Origin of the sequence: Rhodovulum sp. 12E13 (assembly GCF_003340565.1) — a bacterium.
GTDB lineage: Bacteria > Pseudomonadota > Alphaproteobacteria > Rhodobacterales > Rhodobacteraceae > HLUCCA09.
The window spans coordinates 216662-228877 of the sequence record NZ_QPLK01000005.1 but is presented as its reverse complement, the minus strand read 5'-3'; the positions used below and the strand labels follow the sequence as shown (position 1 = coordinate 228877).

The window sequence follows — 12216 nt, the reverse complement described above, 5'->3', positions numbered from 1 at the left end:
CTCCGCGCCCGTGACACTGCACCTGACAGACACCGACATCGCCGCCCTCGCCGCGCAGCAGACCGCCCTGCTCACCGAGCGGCTCGACGACGCGGCTCGGGTCGAGCGCATCCTGTCGCGGCTGTCGGCTCTGGTGAAAGCCGAGCGGGCCTTCGCCGCCTACATGCTCGGGCCGGCCATGCGCTTCGTCAGGATCGGGGTGGGGCCACAGATCGAGGCGTATCTGGCCGAGGTGTTCGAGGGCTTCGACCGCGCCGGCAACGTGCTCATGCGCGACCGGGAACTCGAAGAGATCAACCGCAGGCGCCGGCAGATGGGCGCGGGGGTGCACCACGAGCACCGTATCAACGAACGCCGCCGGATCGAGCGCGCGCGCTACTTCCGCGAGGCGTTCGCGCCGGCGGGGATGCACCACGTGATCGGCCTGACCTGCCCGCTTCCCCTGGGAGAGGCGGTCTTCGCCTTCGGTTTTCATGGCGACGAGGCCCCCGGCTTCCGCGATCCGCGCAGCGTGGGCCTGCTCCGGCTGATGCTGCCCGCCTTCCAGCAGGGGTTCGAGCGCGCCTTCGCGCGGGCCGAGAGCGAGGCGGCGCTCTCGAACGCGGTGGCGAAATGGCCAGGCAGCCGCATCGAGACCGAGCCGCCGGCCAACGGCGCGGCCGCGGCCGCCTTTCCCGGCCCGGCGCTGCCCGGCGCCGACAGGTCTTGGATCGTGCTCGACGGCGGGCCGGCCATCGACCCCGCGCGCATCGCGCGCACGGCCGAACTGTACGGCCTGACCGAAAGGCAGACCGAGGTGATGATGCTGATGCTCGAGGGCCTCTCGTCGGCCCAGATCGCCGACCGGCTGGGGATCTCGCGCCACACGGCGCGGCGCCATGCCGAGGCCGTGCTGGCGCGGCTCAACCTGCGCTCCCGCGCGGCGATCTGGAGCGTGCTGGCCTGAGCCGGCCCCGAGCGAATTAGGGCACTCGCCCTATTCTCTCACGTCGCGGAATGCGCCCCCCTGCATCCCGACCATCCCCGAAAGGAGTTGCCACGTGTCCAACGCGCCGAAGCCCTGCCTGTCCGCCCTGTCCCTCATCGTCGCCGGCCTGCCCATGGCCGCCGCGGCGCAGACACCGCCGGTGCCCGGCGTGGTCGAGGGCACGATCGACGGCGCGCCGTTCTCGGTGCCGCTCGACTGCTCGGGCTGGGGCAACGAGATGCAGCGGATGGCCTACAGCGCGGGCGACGACCGGCGCAACGAAGACATCGACGGCGACGGATATGCCTTCGTCTTCAGCTACCTCGTTCCGGCCGACAACGCCAATGGCACCCTGATCGCGGGCGACCGCACGCTGGCGGTGAACTCGGGCTTCCGCCCCGGCCCGGATGCGCCAAGATGGGACGTGGGCGAGAATACGGCGACCTTCAGCGGCCCCACCTTCGGGCAGGATGTGGCGCAAGTCGAGGTGACGGTGGATTGCGCCCCCCGCGAAGCCAGCGCGCGGGGCTTTACAGGGCGCGTCACCGGCAGCATCGCCGGCACCGCCATCGACGAGCCGCTGTTCTGCGACGGCTGGGACGGGCGCGACGCGATCGAGGCCCGCACCGACGAGGGCGCGGCCGCCTCTGTCGAGCTGTTCGTGATCCGCGCATCCGGGCAGGGCACCATCGAGGCCGAGGCAGGCGGCGAGAGCTACCAGATCGTCGCGGCACCCCTCGCCGGCACCGAGTTCGAGATCGCCGCGGACAGCGTGACCTTCAGCGAAGAGCTGACCTCGCGGGACAGCGGGGAAAGCTATACGGTCGACCTGACCTTCGACTGCGCGGAGCGCTGAGCATGAGCCATCCCCGTCTCTCCCGTCTCTCCCGTCTCGCCGGGGCCGCGACGGCCCTGGCCCTGCCTTTCGCCGCCGCAGCGCAGCAGGGCAGCACGACCCTGGTGCTCGACGGTTCGGGCTCGATGTGGGGCCAGATCGAGGGGGTGGCCAAGATCACCATTGCGCAGGACGCCCTGCGCGGCCTGCTCGCCGAGTTGCCCGCCGAGCAGGCGCTGGGCCTCGTCGCCTACGGCCACCGCGAGCGCGGCCAGTGCGGCGACATCGAGACGCTGGTCGAGCCCGGCCCCGGCACGCGCGACCGTATCCTCGAAGCGCTGGACGGCATCTCGCCCAAGGGCAAGACGCCCCTCTCGGACGCGGTGCTGCACGCCGCCGAGAGGCTGAAATACACCGAGGAGCGGGCGACCGTCATCCTGATCTCCGACGGGATCGAGACCTGCGACGCCGATCCCTGCGCCGTGGGCCGCAGGCTGGAGGAGACCGGCATCGACTTCACGGCGCATGTCATCGGCTTCGATGTCGACGGCGAGGCGGCCGCGCAGCTCGAATGCCTCGCGGGCGAGACGGGCGGACAGTTCCTGCTGGCCGACGATGCCGGCGCCCTGTCGGACGCGCTGCAACAGGTGGCCGCAGCGCCGCCGCCACCGCCCGAGCCGGTCGCCGTGACCTTCCGCGCCGAGCTCGAGGGCTCGGGCGAGGCGCTGACGTCCGGCGTGATCTGGACGGTCGCGCCCGAGGGCGACGGCGGCCCACTGATCGAGAACGACCCCACGCCCGGCCCGGTGCTGGAGCTCGAGCCGGGTACATACACCGCCGGCGCGCTCTGGACAGAGACCGAAGAGTTCATCGAGACGACCTTCCTCGTCGACGCGGCGATGGACCCGTTCACCGTCACGGTCGCCTTCGTCGAGCCCCAGCCCAGCGCCACCATCGCCGCGCCCGCGACGGCCGTGGCCGGATCGGAGATCGAGGTGGAGTGGACGGGGCCGGGCGAGGCGCGCGACTACGTGTCGGTCCACGACCCCGCGCAGGAGGGCTACATCGCCTATTCCTACGTCGAGGGTGGCTCGCCCACGACGCTCGAGATGCCGATCATCCCCGGCCTCTACGAGCTCCGCTACCATGACGCCGATCGCGAGGTGCTGGCCACGGCCGAGATCGAGGTGACGCCGGTCGAGGTGTCGCTGTCGCCGCCCGCCGAGGGCGAGGTCGGCAGCACCGTGCCCGTCGAGTGGACGGGGCCCGCCTATGGCGGCGACTACATCGCCGTCAGCGAGCCGGGCGAGAGCGGCTACATCAACTACGTCTACGCCCGGGAGGGCAGCCCGGCCGAGCTGCGCATGCCGGGCACCCCCGGCGAGTACGAGGTGCGCTACGTCGCCTCGCAGGGCAATTCCGTGCTGGCCCGCGCGGCGATCGCGGTGACGGAGGCAACGGCGGCCCTCGCTGCGCCCCAGCAGGCGATGGCGGGTAGCCAGGTCGCCGTCACGTGGAGCGGCCCGGGCAACCGCAGCGACTACATCACCGTCTCCGAGCCAGACGCCGAGTCCGGGCGCTACACCGACTACGAATACGCCCGCTCGCCCGAGATCGGCCTGACGATGCCGGCCGAGCCGGGCGAGTACGAGTTGCGGTACATCCTCAGCGAGGGGCGGCAGACCCTGGTCTCGCGCCCGATCACCGTCACCGAGGCCGTCGCCACGCTCGATGCGCCGGGCGAGGCCGTGCGTGGGCGGCGCATTGAGGTGAGGTGGTCGGGGCCTTCCGGATCGGGCGACTATGTCAGCATCGCGCCGGCAGGCGCGGCGGACAATGAATACGAGACCTACGAATACGCCCGCAGCGAGCCGACGCTCTCGCTCCGCCTGCCCGATGCGACAGGCAGCTACGAGGTGCGCTATGTGCTCGGCGGTGCGCGGCAGGTGATCGCGCGGCGGCCGCTCGAGGTCGTTCTGCCCACGGCCCGGCTCGCGGCGCCGGCCTCGGTCGCGCCGGGCGCGGCGCTGCAGGTGGCGTGGCAGGGGCCGGGCGGCGCCTCCGACCGGGTCGTGCTGGTGCCCGAGGGTGGGGGGCCGGAGGCGGCGGTGGCGGACGTCGCCGTATCGGCGGGCAACCCCCTGCCGCTGACCATGCCCGACGTGGCGGGCGCCTACGAGCTTCTCTACCTCGAAGGCGACGAGACGCTTGCAAGGCAGGCGATCACGGTCGAATGAGCCGCCCCCCGGCCCCGGCCCGGCCGGGCCGGGCGCAGGAGGGACGAGGCCGACCAAGGGCGCGATCGCGGTCCCCCTCTGGCCGACGAGGGGCGCCGCTGCGCCTCAGCTCGGGCCGAGGGTGTCGCAGGGCCGGCCGCGCGCCGACAGGCGGCGGCAGGCGATGGCGGCCTGCTCCTCGCTCAGCCCGACGAAGTTGGCGCGGAAGCCACCCGGCTCGCGGGCGACCTTGCGCAGGCCGCCGTCGAGCGCCGACATCTCCGACAGGGCGGTCCGGAGCAGTTCCCGTTCGGCGGCAAAGCGCGACGGGTAGCGGCCGAGCGTGATGCCCCAGTGTCGCCCGCCCGACGTCGAGACGCGCGCGATCACTTCGCGCACGGCCGCGTCCGCTGCGTCTGCCACCGCCGTCTCGGACCCGGCGGCCCCGGGCGTGTCCGCGGTCGCGGCGGGGCGCGGCGCCGGTGCGGGAGAGGAGCGCAGGAACGACACCGCCCGCGGTGCGGCCTCTTCGGCTGCGCGGGACGCGGCGGCGGCCAGCCCGGCCGAGGGGCGTGCGGGCGCCGGCGCGGCAGCCGAGACGGGCACTGTTGCCGCGGCCCCCGCCACGACCCCCCCCGCAGCTACGCGGACGGGCTGTGCCGAATTGTCGGCAGGCACGGCGGCGGAGTTCGACGCCGGGCTCGCCTCCGGCGCCGTGTCCGGGGCGGCGGCGATCTCGGTCGCGCCGCTCTCCGACGGGCGGTCCGGCCCGTCGGGGCCGAGCTCTTCCGAACCGAGGTCGGCAGGCACAAGATCATCGGGGCGCGGCACAGGTGAAAGCGCCGCAAGCGTCTGGGCAGCCGGCCCGGCGGCAGCCGATGCGACGGCCTCTGCCAGGCCGGCTGCGGCGGGGCTCTCGCCCGCGTCCAGGGCCTCGGCCACGGCCGCCTCGATCCCGTCCTGCAGGGTGGCGACAAGCGCGCCGGCGGCCTCTTGGCCCGGCTGGCCCGCCGGTGCAGGCCTCGGGCGCGGGCGCAGCGAGGTCGGCACCGCCTGCACCACGCGCACCACCTTGGGCCCGCTCGGCGGCAGGGCCGCCACGGCGGCATAGTCGGGCGGGGCCGGCTTGCGCACCCGGGCGAAGCGCGGCGCGCGGTCGAAGCCGATGTCGAGCAGGCGGGCGACTTCCTTGTTGCGGCTCGCGGTGGAATTGCCGCCGAAGACGGTGGCGATGATCCGCCTGTCGCCCCGTTCCGCCGAGGCGACGAGGTTGAAGCCGGCGGCGCGCGTGTAGCCCGTCTTGATCCCGTCGGCGCCCTTGTAGGCAGCGAGGAAGCGGCGGTTGGTATTGTAGACGGTAGCGAGCTTGGCGCTCGTCGATTGCCGCGAGAAGAGGTTGTAGTACTGCGGGTAGTCGTAGAAGAGCCGCCGCCCCATGATCGTCATGTCGCGCGCCGTGCTGAGGTGCCCCTCCTCGGTCAGGCCATGGGCATTCTTGAAGGTCGTGCGCGTCATGCCGAGCGCCTTTGCGGTGCGGGTCATCCGCCGGGCGAAGGCGGCCTCTGACCCCTCGATCGCCTCGCCGATGGCGGTGGCCGCGTCGTTGGCCGACTTCACCGCCGCGGCCCGGATCAGGTAGCGCAGCTCGATCCGGCTGCCCGCCCGCAGGCCCAGCTTCGACGGCACCTCCGCGGCGGCCTTGCGCGAGATGGTCACCATGTCGTCGAGGCCGATCTCGCCGTTCTGCACCGCCTCGAAGGCGATGTAGAGCGTCATCATCTTGGTCAGCGAGGCCGGATGGAGGCGCGTGTCGGCATTGGCCGAGTGCAGCACCTCGCCCGTGCGCGCGTCCATCACCATGGCGGCATAGGGCGCGGCGCCGGCGCGGAGGGAGGCTCCGAGCAGCACGGCGAGGGTAAGAAGGGCGAAGACGATCGGATACAGGTGTGCCGGAAGCCCCCGGCGCCCCTGAGGGGCGGGCGTGCTCATGTCGCGTGCCTTGTTCTGCCTCGTGCCGCCCCGATTCAGATGCCGGAGTCGGCTTGTCTTTGATGACAACATAGCACACCGGCGAACACCGGGAAAAGCACGCAAGATCAAGTGCCTTCAGGGCGACTTTGATGCAACGCCCCAAGATCTGGTCAAACGTGCGCCCCGGCGCACCAGATGTTTCGCCGCCGGCAGGATGGCCTTGGGTCAGCCGAGATCCGCCACCAGCGGGATCAGGCCGCCGAGGTCGCTCAGCGCGCGGAAGCGGGGGTGCCCCTCCGGCGTCTCGGCGTGCTCGAGCGCCCAGGTCAGCTCGAAGGGCACATGCACCGCCCAGGCGCCCGCCTCGAGCGCGGGCCGGATGTCGGACTTGACCGAGTTGCCCACCATCATCGCCCGCTCGGCCCCGTCGCCGTGCTCGGCGAAGATGCGCGCGTAGGTCCCGGGCGCCTTCTCGGAGACGATCTCGACCCGGTCGAAATGCTCGCCAAGGCCGGATTGCGCGAGCTTGCGCTCCTGGTCCATCAGGTCGCCCTTGGTGATCAGGATCAGCCGGTGATGGCTGGCCGACAGCGCTTCGACCGCCTCGCGCGCCGCGGGCAGCAGTTCGATCGGGTGCTCGAGCATCTCGTGGCCGGCTTCGAGGATGTCGCGGATCACGCGCGCGGGCACCCTCTCGTCGGTGACCTCGACGGCCGTTTCGATCATCGACAACACGAAGCCCTTGATGCCGTATCCGTAGCGGTGAAGATTGCGCCGTTCGGCCGCGAGAAGCCGCTCTGCAAGGTGGTCGCGCGGGGCATGGTCGGCGAGCAACTCGCCGAACCGTTCCTGCGTGAGGGCGAAGAAACGCTCGTTGTGCCACAGCGTGTCGTCCGCGTCGAACCCGACGGTCGTCACGTTGACGGGCTGGGCCAGGGCCGGCGCCTCGGCGGCACCGGTCGTCGCGGCGAGAGAAGTCATGGGCCCGGGTCTCCTGGGGCGCATCGACCCTTTTCAGATGCGCTCCCTCCTTTATATTGCCGGGCACGCGTTTTCCACCGGGCGCGGCGCCCGTAGAATCTAGTGGAGCGACAGTGCCGTGACACGCCCGTTCGAGTATGACCTGCCTTCGCCTGACCGATCCGGCGACTCCCGTCCGATCCGAGCCGGCGTCCGCCGCCTCGGCTCGAAGGATGGCGAGTCGCCCGGTGGCGAATCCGGCGTGATCGCCAAGACCAAACCGAAGACGCAGAAACCGCCGCTCTACAAGGTTCTGCTTCTCAACGACGATTATACGCCGATGGAATTCGTCGTGCACGTGCTGGAGCGGTTCTTCGGCATGAGCCACGCGCAGGCGTTCGAACTCATGCTCGTCGTGCACAAGAAGGGAGTCGCGGTCGTCGGCGTGTTCAGCCACGAGGTGGCCGAGACCAAGGTCGCTCAGGTGATGGATTTCGCCCGCCGCCACCAGCATCCCCTCCAGTGCACGATGGAGAAGGAGTGAGCGCCGTCGACGGCCCCGGGGCGCAAAAGCCTTGAAGGAAGGCTTTTGCAAATTCCTTTCGGAAAGGAATTTGCACCCGGCCCCCGACAGGCGCTAGAGGGCGGCGATGACGTCCTCCCGGCTCTCCTTCGCGGTCGACATCGGCGCGGTGCACCTGCCCGCCGCCGGCGCGATCGCGGTGTACCGCCCCCCTGCCGGAACGGACCTGTCGGCCCTTCCCGCGTCGCGCCTGCGGATCGTCCACGGCTTCGCGCCGGATCACGCCTACTGGGCGGCGCTCGGGCATTCCGTCATGTTCGAGCCGCCCGAAGACGCGGCGGGGGCGGTCGTGATCGTCCCTCGGTCCAAGCCGCTGGCGCGCAGCCTCGTCGCCCAGGCGCTGGCCCATGGCGGTCCGGTGATCGTCGACGGGCGCAAGACCGACGGGATCGACTCGCTCCTCAAGGAGCTGCGCGCGCGGGTCGACGTCTCGGCCCCCGTCGCCAAGGGACACGGGAAATGCGCGATGATCTCGGGCCCGCCTCAGGCGCTGGCCGGCTGGCTGTTGCCCGAGCTCATCCGCACCGGGTCGGGCTGGGTGACGGCGCCCGGCGCCTTCTCGGCCGACGGGCCCGACCCGGGCAGCGTCAAGCTCGGCCGCGCGCTGCCTGACAAGCTCTCGGGCCGGGTGGCCGATCTGGGAGCCGGATGGGGCTACCTCGCCTTCCAGGCGCTGGAACGGCGGGGATTGACCGAGATCGCGCTGGTCGAGGCCGAGCACGCCGCGCTCGAGGCCGCCCGCGCCAACATCCGCGACGCGCGTGCCCATTTCCACTGGGCCGATGCGACGCGGTGGGAGGGGCAGGCGCCCTTCGACCACGTGATCTGCAACCCACCGTTCCACACCTCGCGGCAGGCCGATCCGGCGGTCGGCGCCGCCTTCATCGCCGCGGCCGCGCGCCTGTTGACGCCGTCGGGCACGCTGTGGCTCGTGGCCAACCGGCATCTGCCCTACGAGAAGGCGCTGGAGGGACATTTCGCCGAGCTGCGCCCGCTGGGCGAGGAGGCGGGCTACAAGCTGGTCGCCGCCTCCCGCCCGAGATTCAACCGATCTCGCCCCCGGCGCTGATCTGCGCTAGGGCTGAGACGCGAAGAGGTTGCACAGGGCGCCGATGTCGTTTTCCATCTCCGGCAAGACCGCCATCGTGACCGGCGCCGCAAACGGCGTCGGCCTCTCGATCGCGCGCACGTTTCTCGACGCGGGCGCCAAAGTCATGTTCGCCGACATGGACGAGCGGCGGCTCGACAAGGAGATGACCGACGCGGCCGAGGCCGCCGGCGCGCCCACCGAGGGCGAAGACGCCCGCGCGCGCGCCTTCGGCGGCGACCTGCGCGAGCGGCTGACCCAGGCCAACCTGCTCTCGGCCACGCTCGACGCCTTCGAGCGAATCGACATCCTCGTGAACGCCTCGCGCCAGATGGTGCCGTCGGACCCGCTCGACCCCGACGGCGACGCCGTGCAGACGCTCTGGCAGCAGAACGTGATGACATCGCTCCGCCTGTCGCAGCTCGTCGCCAAGCGGATGATCCGACAAGCCGAAGAGGACGGAAGCGAGGTTCCCTCGGTCGGTGCCATCGTCAACCTGTCGTCGATCGCCGCGCGTCGCACCCATCCGGCTCTGCTCGGCTACTCGGTCAGCTCGGCCGCGCTCGACCAGATGACGCGCTCTCTGGCGGTGGCGCTGGCACCGCACCGCATCCGCGTCAACGCGGTGGCGTTCGGATCGGTCCTGTCGGCCTCGCTGCAGGACACGTTGAAGGAAAACGTCGACTTCCGGGCCGACATCCGGGAACACACCCCGATGAACCGGATCGCCAAGTCCTCGGAGGTGGCCGAGGCGGTGCAGTTCCTCGCATCCGGTGCGGCCGGCTTCGTGACGGGGCAGATCCTGACCGTCGATGGGGGGCGCACCCTGCTCGACCCGGTGACCGCCCCCGCGCACTGAGGCACACGCGCACGCCCCGCCGGGCCGCGTCGATTCGTGGCGCTTGCGGCCGCGCCGCGCGGGCGTATGGTGCCGCTGGCCCCGGAGGTGCGCCGCGTTGCAGCAAATGCGCGATTTCAAGGACTTCACGCTGATCACGCCCGAGGGGCGGATCACGGTCGCGGCGCATGGCGGGCGGGCGAAGTGCCTGCAGAGGCTGGTGCGCCTCGGCGTGCCCGTGCCGCGCACCGTGGCACTCTCGTTCGACGAGGTCCTCCGCATCGCCGAGGGGCATCGCCCCGACACGGCGCGCCTGCTCGCCGCGTTCGGCCGCGCGCCGCTCGTCTCGGTGCGCCCCTCCTCCGGCGACCCCGACTGGGGCGGGCCGGGCGCGGTGCTCAACATCGGCATGTGCGATGCCAGGGCCGACTCACTGGCCGAGACGCTGGGGCGCGAGGCGGCGGACGCGCTCTACCTGCGCTTCGTGATGGCCTATGCCGAGGATGTCGCGCATCTCGACCCCGAGCCCTTCGAACAGGCGGCGGAACTCGGCGGCGGCGAGGCGGTGCGCGCCGCACTCGCCGCCTACGAGGACGAGACGGAGCAACCGTTTCCGCAGGATCCGGCCCGCCAGCTTGCCGAGGTGCTGCGCTCGATGGCGCGCGCCTGGGAGACGACGTCGGCACGCCTACTGCGGCAGGCGCGCGGGGCACCGGCCGACGCCGGGCTCGGCCTCGTCGTGCAGGCGATGGCGCTGGGGATGGGGCCGGGCGAGAGCGGCTCGGGCGTGATCCGCATGGTCGATGTCGTGACGGGGCAGCGGCAGGTCTCGGGCCGCTACCTCCGCCAGTCGATGGGGCGCGACGCCCTCGGCCGCAGCGAAGAGGCGATCTACCTCGCACAGGACGAGCGCGGCCCCTCCCTCGAGAGCGAGCAGCCCGGTATCTTCGACCAGCTGACCGAGATCGCGGAGCGGTGCCGCGCCCGCCTGCGCGAAGAGATGGAGATCGAGTTCACCGTGGTCGACGGCGCGCTGTCGGTGATCGACGCCGTCCGCGTTCCGCGCTCGGCGCGGGCCGACGTGCGCATCGCGGTCACGCTGGCCGAGGAGGGAATCATCACGCCCGACGACGCGGTGCTGCGCGTTCCGCCCAGGGCGCTGACCGAGCTGTTGCATCCGCAGGTCGATCCGGCGGCGCCGCGCGACGTGCTGCTCAAGGGCATGGCGGCGAGCCCCGGCGCGGCGGTGGGCAAGCTCGTGTTCAGCTCGGAGGCGGCGCAGACGGCGGCATCGCAGGGCGAGCCCTGCATCCTCGCCCGGCGCGAGACCACGCCCGAGGACATTCGCGGCATGCACGCGGCGAACGCGGTCATCACCGAGCGGGGCGGCATGACCAGCCATGCCGCGGTGATCGCCCGCGGCCTCGGCCTGCCGGCCATCGTCGGCGCGACGGGCCTGCGCCTCGACCCGCGCAGGCGACGGGCGATAACGGCCTCGGGCCGGGTGCTGAGCGAGGGCGACGTAGTGACGGTCGACGGCTCCACCGGCGAGGCGCTGAAGGGTGCGGCGCCGATGCTCGAGCCGGGGCTCGACGGCCCGTTCCGCAAGCTGCTCGCCTGGGCCGATGCCCGGCGCGACATCGGGGTGCGTGCCAACGCCGACACCCCCGCCGATGCCCGGATGGCGCAAGATTTCGCGGCCGAGGGGATCGGTCTCTGCCGCACCGAGCACATGTTCTTCGAGCCCGCGCGCCTGACGGTGATGCGCGAGATGATCTTCACCGACAATTCGACCGACCGCGCCGCCGCGCTCGAGCGGCTGCTGCCCATGCAGCGCGCCGATTTCGTCGAGCTGTTCGAGATCATGGCGGGCAAGCCCGTCTGCATCCGCCTGTTCGATCCGCCGCTGCACGAGTTCCTGCCCTCCGACCGCGAGGGATTGCGGGGCCTCGCCGAGGCGCTCGACCTGCCGCTGTCGGACGTCACGCACCGCGTCGAGGCGCTGTCGGAGTTCAACCCGATGCTCGGGTTGCGCGGCGTGCGCCTCGGGGTGACGCTGCCCGAGATCTACGACATGCAGGCGCGCGCCATCTTCGAGGCGACGGTCGAGGCCTCGCGGCGGGCCGGCGCCGCCGTGGTGCCCGAGATCATGATCCCGCTCGTCTCGGCAAAGCGCGAGGTGGAGTTGGTGCGCGGCCGGATCGACTCGGTGGCGGTGGCGGTCAAGACCGAGACGGGGCAGGAGTTCGACTATCGGCTCGGGGTGATGGTCGAGACGCCGCGCGCCGCCCTGCGCTCGGGCGAGATCGCCCAGCACTCGGCCTTCCTGTCGTTCGGCACCAACGACCTGACGCAGATGACGTATGGCCTGTCCCGCGACGACGCCGGCCGGTTCATGGGCACCTATGTCAGCCAGGAGGTGTTCCCGGAGGACCCGTTCCACACGCTCGACCGCGACGGGGTGGGCGAGCTGCTGCTGCTCGGGGCGGAACGGGGGCGGCGCACCCGGCCCGACGTGGTGCTGTCTGTCTGCGGCGAGCACGGCGGCGACCCCGACACGATCGCCTTCTGCCGGGAGGCGGGTTTCGACTACGTGTCGTGCTCGCCCTTCCGCGTGCCCATCGCCCGGCTCGCGGCCGCCCACCTCGCGCTGCGCGCGCGCGAATCGGTCGGGGCCGGGGCCGCCGACGATGGCCTGGAAGACTGAGGCGCCCCGGCCACAGCTTAGCGCTTTTTTGTCACACCCCCGCCCGAGAAGC

Annotated in this window: 9 protein-coding genes; 7 read left to right on the top strand and 2 right to left on the bottom strand. The window is 71.9% G+C overall.

Annotation, left to right across the window (positions count from 1 at the left end; translation table 11 throughout):
- Nucleotides 1-10 precede the first annotated feature (10 nt).
- The 3 genes from DLJ49_RS06830 to DLJ49_RS06820 all read left to right on the top strand — a co-directional run bounded on the left by DLJ49_RS06830 (nt 11) and on the right by DLJ49_RS06820 (nt 4039).
- Complete coding sequence (locus DLJ49_RS06830; protein ID WP_115392778.1) at nt 11-946, top strand: helix-turn-helix transcriptional regulator; 936 nt, start codon at nt 11-13, stop codon at nt 944-946.
- 94 nt (nt 947-1040) lie between these two features.
- Complete coding sequence (locus tag DLJ49_RS06825; RefSeq protein WP_115392777.1) at nt 1041-1823, top strand: hypothetical protein; 783 nt, start codon at nt 1041-1043, stop codon at nt 1821-1823.
- 2 nt (nt 1824-1825) lie between these two features.
- Nucleotides 1826-4039, top strand: coding sequence for a VWA domain-containing protein (locus DLJ49_RS06820; RefSeq protein ID WP_115392776.1), 2214 nt, complete (start codon nt 1826-1828; stop codon nt 4037-4039).
- A gap of 105 nt (nt 4040-4144) precedes the next feature.
- On the opposite strand, the gene DLJ49_RS22360 is transcribed toward DLJ49_RS06820, so the two are convergent.
- The gene (locus tag DLJ49_RS22360; RefSeq protein ID WP_233488799.1) at nt 4145-6007 is read right to left on the bottom strand and encodes a D-alanyl-D-alanine carboxypeptidase family protein; all 1863 of its coding nucleotides are present in this window, start codon (nt 6005-6007) and stop codon (nt 4145-4147) included.
- Between the two features lie 207 nt (nt 6008-6214).
- Entirely contained in the window at nt 6215-6970 is a 756-nt protein-coding gene (locus tag DLJ49_RS06810) for an HAD family hydrolase (protein ID WP_115392775.1), read from the bottom strand.
- A 241-nt stretch (nt 6971-7211) separates the two neighbouring features.
- Between DLJ49_RS06810 and clpS the strand changes: the two genes are divergently transcribed.
- From clpS to DLJ49_RS06790, 4 genes are all read left to right on the top strand, one after another.
- The gene (gene clpS, locus DLJ49_RS06805) at nt 7212-7493 is read left to right on the top strand and encodes an ATP-dependent Clp protease adapter ClpS (protein WP_369932499.1); all 282 of its coding nucleotides are present in this window, start codon (nt 7212-7214) and stop codon (nt 7491-7493) included.
- Between the two features lie 106 nt (nt 7494-7599).
- Entirely contained in the window at nt 7600-8601 is a 1002-nt protein-coding gene (locus DLJ49_RS06800) for a methyltransferase (RefSeq protein WP_115392774.1), read from the top strand.
- Between the two features lie 43 nt (nt 8602-8644).
- Nucleotides 8645-9478, top strand: a complete 834-nt coding sequence (locus DLJ49_RS06795; RefSeq protein WP_115392773.1) for an SDR family NAD(P)-dependent oxidoreductase — start codon at nt 8645-8647, stop codon at nt 9476-9478.
- Between the two features lie 97 nt (nt 9479-9575).
- A complete protein-coding gene (locus DLJ49_RS06790; protein WP_199533315.1) occupies nt 9576-12164 on the top strand; it encodes a putative PEP-binding protein in 2589 nt (862 codons plus the stop codon).
- Nucleotides 12165-12216: the final 52 nt, after the last annotated feature.